This window comes from Bradyrhizobium sp. SK17 (assembly GCF_002831585.1).
Taxonomy (GTDB): Bacteria; Pseudomonadota; Alphaproteobacteria; order Rhizobiales; family Xanthobacteraceae; genus Bradyrhizobium.
Window position 1 is genome coordinate 6,214,975 of record NZ_CP025113.1, and the last position, 14,907, is coordinate 6,229,881.

Consider the following 14,907-nt stretch of genomic DNA (forward strand, 5'->3'; position numbering starts at 1 on the left):
ACAGGATACGGCGGCATCGACCGAGCAGAATGCCCATGCCTGCGCCTCAATCGCAAGCCGGGAGCGCTCCCGGCAGGCACTGAATCGCCAGTTGCGTTCAGCACGACGAGACCGTCGCGCCGCCCAAGTCATCCGCCCGCATCGCTCGCGATGCGCGCAATCACGACGCGATCGGAGCGTCCGGCACTGATCGACCGACTTGCAAAGGCATGCGCAAGGCAGCCGCGCTGGCTGCGGCGATCGGCGTGAGCCTGACGGGTCAGTTCCCTGAGTGGAGAAGGACTTGCGTTGGCCGCGCCCTGCTCGGCCGCGGCAACAATTGTTAAACTGGCCGCGGCGCGTGCAGGTCACGGTTCAGGCAATGCTCCGGCTTGGCGCCTAGCCTGTCGTGGAAACGCGACTTTGCTACCCCATGCCGCGAAACCGGCGATGACGTGTCAATGAACAGGATTGACCGACAACCAATCGTACTCAAGCCAAGGGAAACCGGAAAGGAATTCACCTCTTTCCCCGGGCACGCGCCAGCCACCACCCGCCACTCAGCTATCCGACGTCCACGTCCAGAGCGGGCGAGCGACGCCGAGAATGTCACAACGTAGAACCGGCCCGAAATACCTGGAATCGAACGAGAGCGGATGCGGCTGAAGCAGAAAATACTCCCCGTCCACGAGCCGCATGCAGCCCTCCCAGGACGGCAGCGGCCGGCCTGCATGATCTTTCTCCTGCACTCCGGCAACGACCTTGCCACCGATCGACACCGCATCCGCCGGTTGCCTTGAGCGGCAGACCTCCTCGCCCGCGAGCGCGGCCACCTGCTTGAGCAGCGGCACTTTGGGCGGCAGGATCTCATGCGCGACGATCACGAGCTCGATCGAAGGCGGCGGCCGCAGCACCGCAAGCTCTCCCCTCAACGGCAGCCGCCGCTCAAGATAATAGAAGCCGAGCGGCGCGCTGCCGGAGGCATTGTAGATCAGGAGAGGCGCCCGATCGGCAAAGGCGACCAACAGCGTGACGATACCGCCGCATATGGTTGCGAGGATTGTGCCGTTTCTGAAGGGACGGTGTGGATCAATCCGCATCGGACGTCGACCTCCGCTTGCTGGCCTGCGAGAATTCCATGAGGTCCTCGATGTGATAGCGGACGTAGCGGCCGTGCTTTCGGTAAGCGGGCCCACGTCCTTGCACGCGCATTTTCTCCAGCGTGTTCTTGGTGAGCCTGAGCCAGGCGGCCGCCTCAGCCGTATTCAGGAACGGCTTGTCGGGCTGCTTGTCTTCCATTTTCGTCATGTTGTCCGGCACTCCTTCTCACAGAGCCCGCAAGACACGGGATGCGAGGAGCAGCGTCGTCAGATCGCACGGAAATCCGAGTGGCGAAGATGAACCGGCGTGGTTTGCCACCCCGTGCAGGCAGGTCTCGTCCAGCGAGAGGCAGCGCCTCCCGCTCAGCCCAGAAGATCGCGATATCCACCGTTCATCAGCTCGATGCCCTTGGCGACCAGCCGGCGTGTCCGGTCCTTCAGGAACTGGCTCGGTCCCTGCCATTCGTCGGCGACCATCTTCGCACCAAAAATCGTGGTCGCGATCTGCCGATAGGTCTTGCCGCTCAGGCTTTCGTCGAGCGCGAGCAGCGCCTGGCGGAGCCGCTCGTCGCCGCCGAGCGAGGCGGTTGCGGACGGGCTGCTCCCGCTTGCCATGAACCGCTGCAGGCGCTTCAGCAGTTCGGTCTGCGCCGCGAGCTCCGATAGCCGTTCGAGTTCGAACACCGGCCGGAACCGACGGGTCAGAACCGAAAGATCATGGAGTTCGACCGCAACATGCACACCGCTGCCCTTCATCAACACAAGCGGCACGCCGTCCGCACCGATCACCGCGTGACGCTCGACCTTGAAGTCCGCCAGCGCCTGCACGCCCTCCCTGTCGCTTTGGTGCGGCGGTAATGCTCTCAACCGCACCACTCTTCTCAACGCGCACGCATGCCAGAACACCGGCTCCTGGCGCGCGGCAAGCGCAGGGTCCGCGAAAGCCAGCAGGCCCCATTTTTCGGCGTGCGGGAACCGCCGCGGCAGCCGCAACAGGCGTGTGCCGTCGGTCAGTGTCAGGCACGGAAGTTGCCGTGGGACAGAGCGTCGCCAGTCGGCCGCATAGTTGGCGTTGCGCCGAAGAAACTCCCAAGCCCAATCGGCCGCGTCGAAGCGGGCCTCCTCAAAAGTCCATTCGCCGCTGTCGCGCCGTTCCCGTCCGTGATGCGGCATGTTCAAAAAGATCCACTACGCCTTGAGGTTGCACTTATGATCGTTCCGCCGGATTGGGGCAACAGGACGGCTGCGCCAGCGTCACGCAGGCTCGACGGATCGGCACTTGATCGCCAAATCAGCATGCGCATCGCAGACGGCGCGCGCGGCGACCGCGAATCCGCAAACCATCAATGGCACGCACGCATGCCTGACAATCCGCTCATGGCAACGCGTTAACCGAACATGGTATCAATCTTGCTAGTTCTAAATTAGCTTGATGGTGCGCGCGCAGATTGACGGCGGCGTTCGCATATTCGTCGAGCCAACCCAACCACGAGAGCAACATGGCCAAGAAAGCGAAGAAGGCGAAGAAGACCGCGAAAGCGACCAAGAAGGTCACCAAGAAGACCAAGAAGATGAAGAAATAAGCGCGCGGTTCTCCCGCGCGCCCAGGCCGCCGCGGCTTCGGCAGTCGCGCCGATCAAGGCGATGACGAGGTCGGACTCATCGCAAGGTGCTGGTCCGGCACCGCGGCGACGATCAGACCGGCCCCATGTGCACACGGCTCAAGCAGCCACTGGATTGATGCACATGGGTCCGGTTTTTTTTGCGCCGGCGACCCGATCCGTCTCGCTGGGGCCGCGGGTCGCCTCCAACGGATCTGGCCCTGACGGCTGCTTGCTATCGCTGCTCGTTCGCGCCTTCGCCGGAACAGACATTGGGGCGGCCACCGCCGCCAGTACACTGACGGTAGCGCCACGGCTCGACAAATCGCCCGCTCCATAGGCCGCTTTGCGCGCCTCGCGCCTCGGCTTCGGCCGCAGCATAGTCACCCTTGCTGTAGCGCGGCCAGTCGACCGCAAACCCGCCGCGCACCAGCCAATCAGCAAGATCGACCTTGCCGGCGCTGCAGACCGCGACCACGCGTCCGTACCGGTCGCGATCGACCTCAACACAGGCCACGGTCTGCCTGCCGATGAAGGCTGCCAGCGCGTTTGCGGCGACCTGCCCGCAACGATAATGGGCGCCGTGCTGGTCCCTGCAGAGCTGGTCGTGCTCCGGCGCGTCGATCCCGTAGAGGCGCACACGCGTTCCAAGGATTTCGAGGGTGTCGCCATCGATCACGCTCGCTTGCCCGGCAACGTCACCGGCACGCGCCCGATCGGCCGGCATCGCGGCGATCACGAGCGAAACGAACGTAAAGCTTGCAACCCGCACAGGTTTCGACATCCGGATCAACCGTGCTGCAGCCATAGCGCCCATGCGATTTCTCGATACGGCCGGGCTACACATGTCCGCTCCCGCGACAGGTCACCCCCCGACCGTCAGCGAGGAAACAACGCGCGCCAGCATCACGAGCGTCGCGGTCAGCGTCGCCCCTCCGACCACGAAGTGTGCCACGCACCGCTTCACCCTGGCACCGCTGTCAACAAGGAAGCTGAATGCGTTTGACATCGGGCAGCTCCGTCCAGTTCCTTTCGTGGCGCGAGCCGAATTCATAGGCTGAGTCGCCGTGCCCGTGCCGCAAGCTTATTTTCGGCTCCGTTAGGGTTTGATTCACGACTCGGAGACGCCAGACAAGCGGTCGGGTCACGGGCCACGCCGACCGAATCGGCGAGGTTGGCCGCCTGAGACCGCCTGGCGGCGCCATCCGCGCGGGGCGGAGGAGCAGAGGCGTTGCCGCCCCGCTGCGTGGTGCTCGCCCAGCTTCAGCCGTGGTGCGTCTCCGGCGAATCGAGGGACGCAAGTGAGCCGGCGCGAGCTGCCTCACGAAACGCCAGCAGGAAATCAGCGGCCCGTGAGGCCCTGCTTGCGGCACGGAAGATCGCGCGGTTGTCCGCGCGCAGGACGTCGATCCAGTTGCCGATATAGTCGGCGTGCCGAACCGTCGGGAGGATCGAAAGCGTCGCGCAGACGAACGCCGCCGTCATCTCGGCAACCAGTTCCTCGCTCGCGTAGGGCCTGGAGCCGAACCTACCGGTCTGATCACGGCGCAGCCGGCTGTCATGTCCCGTCCAGTGCCCGAGCTCGTGGAACAGGGTGCGGTAATAGTTGATCTGGTCGAAGAACGCCGGCTGCGGCGGCAGCTGAATACAATCCTGGTCGCATTCATAATAGGCCTCGGCCCCGCCGTGGCGGATGTCGGCAAGCGTCACGCGGACAAGCGCCTCGGCCTCCGGCACGATCTCGCGTTCCGGCAAGGGCGAGGGCGCGGCATGACAATGGTCAGGCAGGCCATCGCACTGTGCGACGTTGAACACGGTATAGCGCCGCAGGAAAGCGACCGTCTGGGGTCCGCCGTCTTCGCTGGGCGGCGATGGCGGGTCATCCGGCGATGGCGTCCGCCGCTCCCTCGGGACGAATTTGTCAGCGTAGCAAATGACGACGCCATGCTCGCCTCTTCGGACCGTCCCGCCGAGGCTGATGGCCTGCCGGAAGGTAAGCCATTGCTGCGACGGATAACCCGCATCGAACAGCCTGCCCCACAGGATCAGGATATTGATCCCGGAATAGGACCGGCGCGTGGCCGCATTGCATGGCAGCCCGACACCAGATTGTGCCTTGGCGTTGCCCCACGGCTGCACCCACGGCACGATGCCGTGCTCGAGCTCGCAGATGATCCGGGCCGTGACTTCTTCATAAAGCGTTGCGCGCGGCTGCTCCGCACTCCTGCCTTGTCTGCTTGGCATGTTGCTGTCCTTTGTTCACTTCCCCGCACAGGTCCCCGGTGGTGGGGTGGGCGGCGATGAGCGACCGAACAGCCCCGAACGCTCGAGGCAGGGCGCACCGGAACGGCCGAAGCGAAGGCGGAGGACCGCGCCAGGATCAGGGAGCGCGCCTGGAGATGCGTGAGGCGCGGTTGCGGCCTGCCGGTTCGGGGCTAGACGGGAGCGCCGTCCACCCGCCTCCGGGGGCCTCAGAAACGAGGGCCGGCCATCAAGGCCGGCTCACAAACGGAAGTGCGTCGCGTTGACGGCATGCGCAACGATGCCGGCCATCGCAGCGTTGACACGGCCGTCCCGGCGAATGGCGAGAAGCACAAGCTTGTTCGAGCGCGGGACCACACCAGAAAACAGCGGCGGGCCGCGATCTACGCGTGCGATCGAGCGCCCGGCCGTCTGGTCCACGACGGACAGTGCTCGACGCGCGATCAGGACAGCAGCTCTTGAACCCTTTGGATCATGGCGGGACCGTCGAGATTCGAAGCCCATTCCAGCATCGTTTGCCGGAGCGTCGTGGTCTCGATCCCATGCAGGGCAAGGCGAGTGATCACCAGCTGACGATCCTCCTCGTTCCGCGCAACCGCGAGGTCCGCCATCAGCCGAACGTCATACCCCTGCCCCGCTGCTGTGAGAGCGGCGGTCAGGACGTCCTCGTCGAGCCAGGCCCCGCCCAGAAACACGAGCTCGATCGCCGCCGCTTCGGCTTCCGCCGCCCACCAGTCCTGGCGCCACAAGGCGATCGGATCAACCGCGAGGAAGGACATCGCGTCGGCGATCCTGTCCGTCAGCCACCGGGAATGCGGATCGCCGACGGCATGGATTTCGACACCGAAGATCTCGCCGATTGCCGGAACCAACCCGAGGCTTTCCCGCCATCTCCTCGCAACGGGATCTGGCACCGAGCCAAGCTCGGCCCGCCCGGGATTGATCAGAATGACGCGGCTGCGACGTGGGTTCGCCAGCATCATGACAGCCCATGAGACCGATCGTGGAACGAGAGCGTGATGGTCCCCAGATCACGCGGCGAGGCCGGCTCGGAGAGAACAGGCCCCTCAACGCCGGCACGCTCATACATGGCGAGCAGCGCTCCATTCGCCTTGTGGAGAAAGCCGGCCAGCGCCATGGTTTCGCCGATCGGTTGCGGCGGTGAGATGCGGTCGAGCGGCCACCCGGCGCGGCGCAGAATGCGTTCCATGCGAATATCGGTTACGGTCACGATGGCATCGGCGCCTGCGGCGTCCAGATATTCGATCATGGCCGCGAACAGCATGAAAGTGGCGCGGCCGACGCCACTTGATCCACGCGCACCGCCGCTCCGGGTGTCGACGCAGAAGCGCGAGCTCTCCAGTATCTTCTCGCTTCGCGGCGCCTCGCGATCACCCAGCAGGACAGGGAATGTCTCTGCGAGCATCGTTGGCCCGGTCGTCGGCAGCAATCTCACGCACCCGACGACCTGGTCCCCGTCGACGGCGATCAGGTAGTTCGGGCCGAGCGTGTCGAAGAGATCGAGTTCAAGCTTGCCTGAAGCCGAGACGTCCCAATTGAGCCGATCCCTGAAGACGCGATATCGCAAACTGTACATTTGGCGAAGCAGCTCAAGATGGCGGGCGACATGATGACCTGAGACGGCGACAACACGCATGAGAACCTCCCGAACGAATGCCCGTCACGAAATCAAATTGATACGACGGGAGCGACTGGCGATTCTTACAGGTGGACTCAACTTGTAGATGAATTGATCCAACATCATCAAGCGTCGGCCAACATGTCTCGGCCTGGAAGCATTCCAGATCGATGACCGGATACTCCTCGGCCCTTGCGGTCGCCGGATGCCGGCGCCGCACTTTGTCAGGTCTTGCATACGGATTGTCGGCATCGACGAATTCGCGGCGCGCGCAGAACGCTAGGCTCAAGCGATGAGCAGGCGCTCGGGCCGATGCTCAGCCGCGACAGTTGAGAACGGAGTTAGCAGATGACAAGAGTGGACGATCGAGCAGCAACCGGTGGTGATGCCAGCGATACATTGTGCACAATGCCTGCAACTGAATTGGCGGCGGCCGTTCGATCGAAACAAGTGTCGCCGGTCGAGGTGACCGATGCCGTGCTGGCGCGGATCAACCGGCTAAATCCCGGGCTCAATGCATTTGTCACCTTGATCGAGGACGATGCCCGACGGCAAGCCCGCCAGGCGGAGCAGGCGGTCATGCGTGGGCAAGAGCTGGGCGCCCTGCACGGCGTTCCCTATGCGCTGAAGGATGCCACTCTGACAAAAGGCATCCGTACGACGTTTGGATCGAAGCTGTTTGCGCAGCACGTTCCGACCGAGGATTCGCTCGTCGCCGAGCGGCTCCGCGCCGCAGGCGGCGTGCTGATCGGCAAGACCAATCTGCCTGAATTCGGCGCCAAATGTACGACCGACAACAAAGTCTTCGGCGCGACACGCAATCCCTGGTCGCCCGCGCTTACACCGGGCGGATCGAGTGGCGGCGCCGCGGCGGCCGTTGCGGCCGGCATGATCCCGCTGGCCGAGGGAAGCGACCATGCCGGATCGATCCGTTGCCCAGCTGCGCTTTGTGGCGTGGTTGGCCTGAAGCCGTCCAACGGACGCATTCCGATCTACCCGGACAATCTGCTCTGGCACGCGGTCATGTGGTGCCACGGCCCGATCACGCGAACCGTGGCCGACGCGGCGCTGATGCTGGACGTCATGGCCGGCCCCGACGATCGTGATCCGCGTGCGCTTTGCGACGGCGCGCGCGGGTTCGGCGCAGCTGTAGCCGCGAGGCGGCCGCTCGAAGGCCGGCGTATCGGTTACCTGCGCGATATCGGCTGCGTACCGGTCGATCCGGCGGTCACCGGGGTCTGCGAGGAAGCCCTCGCCGCATTCGCCGAGCTGGGCTGCAGGATCGAGTTCGACACCACCGACTTCGGTGACACCGTCGAGGCTTACGGCCTGATCAACGCCAGCCGCCGGGCAGCCTATGTCGATCCATATCTTCCCGATCACGCGGACGATTTCGACCCGGAAGTCGTGTGGCGGGCGGAGCTCTCACGAAACCAGACGGCGACCGACCTCACCAAGGCCGAACTGGTCCAGACATCGGCTTACCTGCGCGTGCAGGGACTGTTTCAGCGCTACGATCTGCTGGTGACGCCGACGACGCCGACGCCGGCATTTCCGATCGAGATCAGCTATCCCCGCGAGATTGCGGGCGTGGCGATCAATACGGTATTTGAGCATCTCGGACTGACGTCGCTTTTCAACCTCACGGGTCACCCGGCGATCTCGGTGCCCGCCGGCTGGACCCAGGACGGACTACCCGTCGGTCTTCAGATCGTCGGCCCCTGGCGTGATGATGCGGCAGTCCTGTGCGCGGCGGCCGCCTATGAGGAGGCGCAGCCGTGGCGGGATCGTTGGCCGCCGCTCCCCGGCATCCAGGACTGAGACGGATTGCCATTGATCGCCTGTGGGCGAACAATCAGCCCCACCCGCCCGGCAATTCGGCGCGCGCGGCAACGCAGAAGATCCGGTCGCGAGGTCCCGCGACCGGCATGCCTCTCCGACTCATGACAACAGGCCGCGCCGCAATGCTTCGGCAACGCACTGAGCCGTCGTCGTCGCACCGAGCTTGCGCCGCGCCTTCTCGAGATGATCGATGACGGTTCGAGGCGCGATATCGACGAGAACAGCGATATCCATCGCGCCCTTGCCCTGCGCTGCCCATGACAGGCACTGAAGTTGACGCTGCGTCAGCAGGCTTCTCGTCCGGCGATCGGGATCAGGTGCGCGAAGCTTGGCGGCCAGATGTGCATGGAAATAAAGTCCTATCAACTGAACGAAGTCCCGCTCTTCTTCGACGAGGCCGCGGGTCGATTGGTCCAGCAAGTCGGTCGCCAGCGTGAAGGCAACCGTTCGACCGAACCCTGCCCTGACCGGCACGGTGATCCCGGACTTGACGCCGAAATCCGCCGCCTCCTCGAAGAAACGGCGCTGCGCTGCCGTGGTCGCTCCCGGAGGCGACGCGCCATCCCATCTGAACAGCGTGGGGGCACCAGCCGCGCGGCGCATCACCGGATCGAGCCTTGCATATTCGCGCTCGACGTACCGTCGCGTCCAGGATTTCGGATAGGACGATATGACGGTTGTGACCTCGCCTGCCTGGCAGAGATAGGCAAACCAGCGAAACCCAAGGCGTTCCGCTACCCGCCGCGCCACGCGCTCAAAACCGCGCCTGTCTTCGGCGACATGGATCGCGTCCGCAAATTCCTCAAACGCGCTTTCGATCGTTGCCATCAACCGGCTTCCCTGGGCGAGACTAACGGCCATCCTCAAGCGCGTGATTGCTGCATGTCAGCGAAATACCTCGCGGGCGGCTTGCCAAGCGCCTTCTTGAACATCGTGATGAACGCGGTAACTGATTCATAGCCAAGCGCGCCCGAAACTTCCTGAACCGTCGCGCCGGCAGACAGCTCGCGCAGTGCGACGAGCAGGTGCAACTGTCGCCGCCAGCGGCCGAAGCTCAGCCCGGTCTCCTTGAGCATGAGCCGGGACAGCGATCGCTCGTTCATCGCAACCCGGCTCGCCCAGGTCGGGAACGTGCTTCGGTCGGCAGGGTCGTCGGAGAGCATTTCGGCGATGCGCCGGATCCGCTTGTCGTCCGGCATCGGCAAATGCAGCTTTTCGACAGGCATCTGTACGAGCTGCTCGAGCAGCACGCCGACCAGACGGCCGGCCGGGCTGTCGATCTCGAACTCCTGCGCCAGATCGGCCAGATGCTGGATCAGCTCGCGGATCAACGGCGTGATTGACAGCGTGCAGCACTCGGTCGGCAGTTGCGTAGTGCCAGCCTTGACGAACAGAAAGCAGATCCTCGCGTTGGCGGTCGCGCGAATGCTGTGCGTCATGCCGCCGGGTACCCACACCGCACAGGTCGGCGGGACCATCCAGATGGAGTTCGCAACCTCGCAGGTAACGCCGCCTTTCAGCGCCAGAACGAGCTGTCCCTCGCTGTGCCGGTGCGCCGGCCCTTCGCTCTTGTGATCTGACACGTCGACCCGCATGGCGATCGCGGGAGTTCTGAGTTTTGCCGCATTGAATTTTCGCAGCGAAAGCTTGGCTGCCATCGTCACTTTGTCCACTTTTGACGGTCGGTTGTCATAGTCGGCGAATTCACCGCGGTTGCGACTGTGTAGTCAGGGCGCTCGAACAGCAGAGGCCCACACATGAGCATTCGTGAATCAAATCGCGCGCAACGCGGCAAGTCTGCGCTCCTTTTCCTTGGCTTGCTTGCGATCGGCGCCAACCTCCGGGCACCGATTGTCGGCGCGGCACCCGTTCTGATGATGATCCAGGACACCCTCGGGCTGACCTCGGCAGCGGCAGGCATCCTGACGACACTGCCACTGCTCGCCTTCGCCGCGATCTCGCCGACCTCTCCCCTGCTCGCCCGTGCTTGCGGCCTCGAACGAGCCTTGCTCGCGGCGCTGTTGCTTGTCGCCTGCGGTGTCGTCGCCCGGTCTCTCGGGCCGGTTTGGTGCCTGTATCTCGGCACCTGGATCATCGGCTCCGGCGTCGCAATCGGCAATGTGCTGCTGCCAAGCCTCGCCAAGCGAGACTTCGCCGACAAGGCGCCGGCGGTGACGGGCGCCTGTGCAGTTGCGACCGCCAGTGCCGCCGCGCTGACGTCGGCGACGATCGTGCCGCTTGCCAACCTGCCGGGATGGGGATGGCCGCTGGCCCTTGCTTCGTCGATCGTCTTCCCGCTCGCTGCGATGCTGCTCTGGCTGCCCCAACTGGCGCACCATACCTCGCCGTCTAAAGACACGCGCGCGGCCTTGCCGGGCCGTTCGATATGGTCATCAACGCTTGCGTGGCAGGTGACGATGTACATGGGCACGAACTCCTTGATGTACTACATCACGGTCAGCTGGCTATCGTCGATGCTGACCGCGTTTGGCTTTTCCGCGGCACAGGCCGGCACCTTGCAGGGCCTGATGCAGATCGCCGCTGTGCTCCCCGGCTTTCTGCTGGCACCGCTGGTTGGCCGCACGAAAGACCAGTCTGGAATCGCGATCGCAACAGCAGCGCTCATGGCCCTCGGCATCGCAGGATTCCTGCTCGCACCGACCTGGTCCGCCGCATGGGCCATGAGCTTCGGCGCGGGATCTGGAGCCGGCCTCGTGCTCGCGCTCATGTTCATGAGCCTGCGCACCGATAGCGCAGCTCGCGCGGCGGCGCTTTCGGGAATGTCGCAAAGCGTCGGGTATTTCCTTGCTGCGTTCGGACCTCCACTGGCCGGCGAGACGCACGATTTCTTCGGCAGCTGGACCATCCCTCTTGTTGCCTGCCTCGTTCTGGCTGCCGCCATGGCCGGCTTTGGAGCGCTTGCTGGCCGCTCGCGGCAGATCGTTTCGGTCGGATCCGAACCGGCCGAATGAAGGTACTCCAGCGGCCTCACGGCTGCGGAATTGCAGGGCTCGCTCCCGACCATTTCAGGACTTGCTCCTTCCATCAAGGCGAACCGTATGACCCAGAAGACCCTGAATATCTCGAGTGCATCGTCCGACTGGCGGGGATTGGCACTGTCAAACTTTGTCCTGTCGCCGTTCGTCCTGGACGGCGCTCTCTACGCGTCCGTCGAGGGCTTCATCCAGGGCATCAAGTTCCGCGAGGATGACATCAATCGGAGAACCGCATTCGCCTTGAGCGGCTGGCCCGCGAAATACCTAGGTGACACCGCGGATCGAAGCGGTGCCTACTGGCAGGGCCGTCGTATCCCCTACGGCTCCGACGACCATCACCGCCTGATCGAGCGAGCCATCCGCGCGCGTATCCTGCAATGCGAGGGGTTGCGTGCGGCTCTTGAATCCACGGCAGGCACGACGCTGGTCCACGCCCCAGCTGCTGGGGTGGAATCTCCGGCAACGTCGCTCCCCGCCCTTGTCTTCTGCCGCATCCTGACACAGCTGCGCAGCGAGCTTCTCGATAACATGTCCTCCGCGTGATCGATCGATGAGGCAGCGACAGGATCGAGGCGCGGGCATATCCCGCGCCCCTCCTCGGTCAACTATGCCGGCTTCAATGCGTTGATCACCTGCCTTGCGCGCACCTGGGCGCGTGTGAAAGATCTGCACTTGAGCGCCTCACGCGCGAGTTCCGGCTCGGAGGACGAGCCGCGCTCGGCCGACCCGGCCTGGAGCCCGGCTTCGAGCTCGGAGTTCGCCCGATCGAGCAGGCCTTCGAGAAAGGCGGCATCCTCTGCCCCTCGATAGGATGCGAGCAGATCCGAGGCATGCGCGATGTCCTGCTCGGCCACGCGGTGAGCCTCGTCGACCATTTCCTCGTGGCTCGCTGCCAGCCGGATGTCCCACAGCGCTCCGGTTTCGTCATGATAGCAGAAGCCGTGCGCTGGCCCGTTGGTCGAGACGTTGCGCGGCGCCACCATGCCGACTGCCCCGCCGTAGCGGCCAGACGAAGCCTCGCCATAGGCAATGAAAGCATTGTGCCGCCCACCAACCGACGCGTCCAACAGCTGTCCTTGCGGCATCCGGCTTCCCGTCCGGTCCCAGCCGGTAACCGGAAATTGCGGTCCGTGGCGAAACAGGCTGAGCAGGCGCTCGGGCGTGATGGCGCCGTTTCGGGCAACGAGCTCGCGGTGAAGATAACGATTGCGTCCGAAGCTCGACGCCGTGCACATCTGGCGGGTGATGACGCCCGGAGTGGCCTGGCCCCGTCCCTCGGGGCTGAGCGTGAACCAGCCAGCCTCGAGTTCGTAACTATAACCGCCAGCCGGCGGGCAGAAGGCGGCGCCAAGCTCGGGACTGAGCAGATTGTTGGTTGCGTAGAGAAAATCGTAGCGCTCGCCGCTTCTGCCCTCTGTCTGCTCGCGGACGATTGGACGCCCCGGCGTGCGATCCTCGAGGACATAGCCATAGCCGTCGTCCATATAGAATCCGCTTGCGGTCCCCAGGATCCGCCCGGTATCGCCGACCGGATAGCTGAGCTCCATCTCTCTGGCTTCGCGCGCGCTGCTCGCGTATCGCAGGATGTGCATTGTCGTCGCACCCCGCGGTACGCCGTAGCCCCAGGTCTCCCTCGGCTCGGCGCAGCTCTCATAGCCGCCATGATGAACATAGGCGACGCCCACGGCATTCATGCCCGGATGGCCCGAGAGACCGAACCGTCCGAGACCAGGAATCGAGCCGTTCACCGAGAACGGCGTGTAGACAAATGGATGTCCGTCATCCGGATAGGCTACGATCGTAACCTGGAATGTATAGTCGTGGTCCGTCGACGAAGCGAAGCAGGAGCGCCCGGACTGCGTTGCCGCACCCCAGGCGGCGGCGCCCGAGCAGGTACCAGCTTCGAAGATGTCGCCTGCCGGCACGAACCGGCGGGCAAGATAGCCGGCGAACCGGTCGCCACCCTCGGCGTCGAGAACACCCATCGCCATCGGCTCGGTGGCGGGCGGAAGGAGATCGGTCCACATCGACAGCGCGTGCTCATAGCTCAGCACGATGCCCAGTCGTTGCGCGGCCTCCGACATTCCCTTGGCCATCTCCAGCAATTCCGGGGTATGGCGCCGCATCTGCTCCTCCCAGGAGCGGATAACCCGCCCGGTTTCGCCGACGATTGAACGGCGGCGCAGATGTTCAAATACGAACGGCCCGAAGATCTGCACGCACTGCTCGATATATTGCGCTCCCATCTGCCGTGAGCTGCCACGGAGGATGACGATGGGACAGATCGACGGAGCGATCGGCACGCCGCAATAGTGCAGAATTTCCCTGCCTTCGCTCGACAGACGGCCCGCTTGCGCGGCGGCTTCAGCGATCCCGGCAGGCGCCGGCCGATGGCTCGCATCCGCCAGTCGCTCGGCCTCCGCCAGATGTCTGCGCGCAGCCGTCAGATCGTCCGCAGACGACGTCCTGGCGGCGTAGTCGGCGCATTCACCGGTCGCCCGATTGTACAGCCACTTTCCGGCCGAAAGCTCGAGGACCGCCGCGTCGATCAACCTGATCCGATTGTAGTAGCCCGCCTCCTCGATTCCGCGCAGGGGCAAAGCCATGTTGGCCTCGAGCAAGGCGAAATGCGCCGCGGAAATCGCCGTCATGGTCGAGGGTATGCCCTTTACCCAGTCCGTATCGCTCATGGAAACCTCCCTTGTGATGTGATTGTCATTCCGCCGCCGCGAAGGCGGCATGCGTCGATCTCCGCGCGACCGCCGGAACGGCCGCGAATTCAGCCCGAAACTCCGTCAGGGACTCGCGCGATCAGGAGACGAACTGCGGTCCCAGAGCGCTGCGAGATCCGCGCCTGTCGCGACGTGCCCGAAATACATCTTGATGTTGAAGACACCGGCCTCGTGTTCCGCGCGTGTGGGTGCGCCCGCGCAGTCGGAAGCGAGAACGATATGGTAGCCCTTGATATATCCGTGGCGTGCCGTGGTCTCGACGCACACATTGGTCGTGAACCCGGCCATCAGCAGCGTCCTGATGCCGCGGCTTTGCAGCAGCAGATGCAGCTCGGTGTCCGCAAACGCGTCGTACTGCCATTTGGTGATGACGCGCTCGCCCGGCGCCGGCGCGATCATGCCGTCGTACCAAGCAATTCCGTCACCATCCTCGCGGATCAACCAGATGTCGTCCCCGCTGCCCCAGAGCGCCTTCTGGTTCGGGTGCATCTTGTCGTCGCTGAACACCTCGCGTACCCAAACGACCATCACGCCAGCCGCCCGGCACGCCTCGATCAGTGCGTTCAGCTTCGGGACGGCTTCCCTGATCTCCTTCATGTCGAAGCCGAACCGCTGTGCCATCGCGCCCTTCTCCGAACAGAAATCGTGCTGCGGATCCACGATGATGAGCGCGGAGTGAGCTGGATCCGCGACGTCCTGAATCGTCGTCAAAAGTCTCGTTTGCATTGCAAATCTCCCTGGTTTTACGCGGTATAC

17 protein-coding genes are annotated in these 14,907 nt (G+C 64.2%); 4 read left to right on the forward strand and 13 right to left on the reverse strand.

Annotated features, from left to right (window positions below):
• Window positions 1–539: 539 nt before the first annotated feature.
• The 3 genes from CWS35_RS28775 to CWS35_RS28785 form a co-directional block, all read right to left on the reverse strand.
• The gene (locus CWS35_RS28775) at window positions 540–1,079 is read right to left on the reverse strand and encodes a S26 family signal peptidase (RefSeq protein WP_100954993.1); all 540 of its coding nucleotides are present in this window, start codon (window positions 1,077–1,079) and stop codon (window positions 540–542) included.
• Window positions 1,069–1,287, reverse strand: a complete 219-nt coding sequence (locus tag CWS35_RS28780) for a helix-turn-helix domain-containing protein (RefSeq protein ID WP_100956747.1) — start codon at window positions 1,285–1,287, stop codon at window positions 1,069–1,071. Before CWS35_RS28780 ends, CWS35_RS28775 begins: the two co-directional genes overlap by 11 nt.
• 155 nt (window positions 1,288–1,442) lie before the next feature.
• Window positions 1,443–2,252 carry a DUF2285 domain-containing protein gene (locus CWS35_RS28785; protein ID WP_157817254.1) on the reverse strand — a complete coding sequence of 270 codons (810 nt, stop codon included), beginning with the start codon at window positions 2,250–2,252 and terminating at the stop codon, window positions 1,443–1,445.
• 275 nt (window positions 2,253–2,527) lie between these two features.
• Between CWS35_RS28785 and CWS35_RS40440 the strand changes: the two genes are divergently transcribed.
• Window positions 2,528–2,662: a hypothetical protein gene (locus CWS35_RS40440; RefSeq protein ID WP_256387926.1), complete on the forward strand. Its 135-nt coding sequence runs from the start codon at window positions 2,528–2,530 to the stop codon at window positions 2,660–2,662.
• A 253-nt stretch (window positions 2,663–2,915) separates the two neighbouring features.
• Here the strand turns inward: CWS35_RS40440 and CWS35_RS28800 are convergent, their stop codons facing one another.
• From CWS35_RS28800 to CWS35_RS28820, 6 genes are all read right to left on the reverse strand, one after another.
• Window positions 2,916–3,497, reverse strand: coding sequence for a thermonuclease family protein (locus CWS35_RS28800; RefSeq protein ID WP_311538675.1), 582 nt, complete (start codon window positions 3,495–3,497; stop codon window positions 2,916–2,918).
• Window positions 3,498–3,545: 48 nt separating this feature from the next.
• The gene (locus CWS35_RS39165) at window positions 3,546–3,689 is read right to left on the reverse strand and encodes a hypothetical protein (protein WP_157817255.1); all 144 of its coding nucleotides are present in this window, start codon (window positions 3,687–3,689) and stop codon (window positions 3,546–3,548) included.
• A 254-nt stretch (window positions 3,690–3,943) separates the two neighbouring features.
• Window positions 3,944–4,924: an ArdC family protein gene (locus tag CWS35_RS28805; protein ID WP_100954997.1), complete on the reverse strand. Its 981-nt coding sequence runs from the start codon at window positions 4,922–4,924 to the stop codon at window positions 3,944–3,946.
• Window positions 4,925–5,182: 258 nt separating this feature from the next.
• The gene (locus CWS35_RS28810; RefSeq protein WP_100954998.1) at window positions 5,183–5,362 is read right to left on the reverse strand and encodes a hypothetical protein; all 180 of its coding nucleotides are present in this window, start codon (window positions 5,360–5,362) and stop codon (window positions 5,183–5,185) included.
• A 23-nt stretch (window positions 5,363–5,385) separates the two neighbouring features.
• Window positions 5,386–5,925: an isochorismatase family protein gene (locus CWS35_RS28815; RefSeq protein ID WP_100954999.1), complete on the reverse strand. Its 540-nt coding sequence runs from the start codon at window positions 5,923–5,925 to the stop codon at window positions 5,386–5,388.
• Window positions 5,922–6,599, reverse strand: a complete 678-nt coding sequence (locus CWS35_RS28820) for an acyl-homoserine-lactone synthase (protein WP_210202738.1) — start codon at window positions 6,597–6,599, stop codon at window positions 5,922–5,924. Before CWS35_RS28820 ends, CWS35_RS28815 begins: the two co-directional genes overlap by 4 nt.
• 447 nt (window positions 6,600–7,046) lie before the next feature.
• Between CWS35_RS28820 and CWS35_RS28825 the strand changes: the two genes are divergently transcribed.
• Window positions 7,047–8,402 (forward strand): amidase, encoded by a 1,356-nt coding sequence (locus CWS35_RS28825; RefSeq protein WP_168226388.1) that lies wholly within the window; start codon window positions 7,047–7,049, stop codon window positions 8,400–8,402.
• A 120-nt stretch (window positions 8,403–8,522) separates the two neighbouring features.
• On the opposite strand, the gene CWS35_RS28830 is transcribed toward CWS35_RS28825, so the two are convergent.
• Together CWS35_RS28830 and CWS35_RS28835 are read right to left on the reverse strand one after the other, a co-directional pair.
• Window positions 8,523–9,251, reverse strand: coding sequence for a LuxR family transcriptional regulator (locus tag CWS35_RS28830; protein WP_168226389.1), 729 nt, complete (start codon window positions 9,249–9,251; stop codon window positions 8,523–8,525).
• Window positions 9,252–9,286: 35 nt separating this feature from the next.
• Complete coding sequence (locus CWS35_RS28835; protein WP_245438725.1) at window positions 9,287–10,018, reverse strand: helix-turn-helix domain-containing protein; 732 nt, start codon at window positions 10,016–10,018, stop codon at window positions 9,287–9,289.
• Between the two features lie 162 nt (window positions 10,019–10,180).
• On the opposite strand from CWS35_RS28835, the gene CWS35_RS28840 reads away from it, so the two are divergent.
• A complete protein-coding gene (locus CWS35_RS28840; protein WP_100955003.1) occupies window positions 10,181–11,395 on the forward strand; it encodes an MFS transporter in 1,215 nt (404 codons plus the stop codon).
• A gap of 87 nt (window positions 11,396–11,482) precedes the next feature.
• Window positions 11,483–11,962: a hypothetical protein gene (locus CWS35_RS28845; RefSeq protein WP_100955004.1), complete on the forward strand. Its 480-nt coding sequence runs from the start codon at window positions 11,483–11,485 to the stop codon at window positions 11,960–11,962.
• A gap of 62 nt (window positions 11,963–12,024) precedes the next feature.
• Here CWS35_RS28845 and CWS35_RS28850 read toward each other — a convergent pair whose 3' ends face one another.
• Entirely contained in the window at window positions 12,025–14,160 is a 2,136-nt protein-coding gene (locus CWS35_RS28850; RefSeq protein WP_157817257.1) for a hypothetical protein, read from the reverse strand.
• Between the two features lie 54 nt (window positions 14,161–14,214).
• Window positions 14,215–14,877: a cysteine hydrolase family protein gene (locus CWS35_RS28855; protein ID WP_100955006.1), complete on the reverse strand. Its 663-nt coding sequence runs from the start codon at window positions 14,875–14,877 to the stop codon at window positions 14,215–14,217.
• Between the last annotated feature and the right edge of the window lie 30 nt (window positions 14,878–14,907).

What these genes read in the sequence shown, in the direction of transcription:
- CWS35_RS28815 (WP_100954999.1), bottom strand. Translation starts at nt 5,925, where the DNA reads ATGATGCTGGCGAACCCACGTCGCAGCCGCGTCATTCTGATCAATCCC.
- CWS35_RS39165 (WP_157817255.1), bottom strand. Translation starts at nt 3,689, where the DNA reads ATGTCAAACGCATTCAGCTTCCTTGTTGACAGCGGTGCCAGGGTGAAG.
- CWS35_RS28855 (WP_100955006.1), bottom strand. Translation starts at nt 14,877, where the DNA reads ATGCAAACGAGACTTTTGACGACGATTCAGGACGTCGCGGATCCAGCT.
- CWS35_RS28840 (WP_100955003.1), top strand. Translation starts at nt 10,181, where the DNA reads ATGAGCATTCGTGAATCAAATCGCGCGCAACGCGGCAAGTCTGCGCTC.
- CWS35_RS28805 (WP_100954997.1), bottom strand. Translation starts at nt 4,924, where the DNA reads ATGCCAAGCAGACAAGGCAGGAGTGCGGAGCAGCCGCGCGCAACGCTT.
- CWS35_RS28800 (WP_311538675.1), bottom strand. Translation starts at nt 3,497, where the DNA reads ATGGGCGCTATGGCTGCAGCACGGTTGATCCGGATGTCGAAACCTGTG.
- CWS35_RS28850 (WP_157817257.1), bottom strand. Translation starts at nt 14,160, where the DNA reads ATGCCGCCTTCGCGGCGGCGGAATGACAATCACATCACAAGGGAGGTT.
- CWS35_RS28780 (WP_100956747.1), bottom strand. Translation starts at nt 1,287, where the DNA reads ATGACGAAAATGGAAGACAAGCAGCCCGACAAGCCGTTCCTGAATACG.
- CWS35_RS28835 (WP_245438725.1), bottom strand. Translation starts at nt 10,018, where the DNA reads ATGCGGGTCGACGTGTCAGATCACAAGAGCGAAGGGCCGGCGCACCGG.
- CWS35_RS28830 (WP_168226389.1), bottom strand. Translation starts at nt 9,251, where the DNA reads ATGGCAACGATCGAAAGCGCGTTTGAGGAATTTGCGGACGCGATCCAT.
- CWS35_RS28775 (WP_100954993.1), bottom strand. Translation starts at nt 1,079, where the DNA reads ATGCGGATTGATCCACACCGTCCCTTCAGAAACGGCACAATCCTCGCA.
- CWS35_RS28820 (WP_210202738.1), bottom strand. Translation starts at nt 6,599, where the DNA reads ATGCGTGTTGTCGCCGTCTCAGGTCATCATGTCGCCCGCCATCTTGAG.
- CWS35_RS28785 (WP_157817254.1), bottom strand. Translation starts at nt 2,252, where the DNA reads ATGCCGCATCACGGACGGGAACGGCGCGACAGCGGCGAATGGACTTTT.
- CWS35_RS28845 (WP_100955004.1), top strand. Translation starts at nt 11,483, where the DNA reads ATGACCCAGAAGACCCTGAATATCTCGAGTGCATCGTCCGACTGGCGG.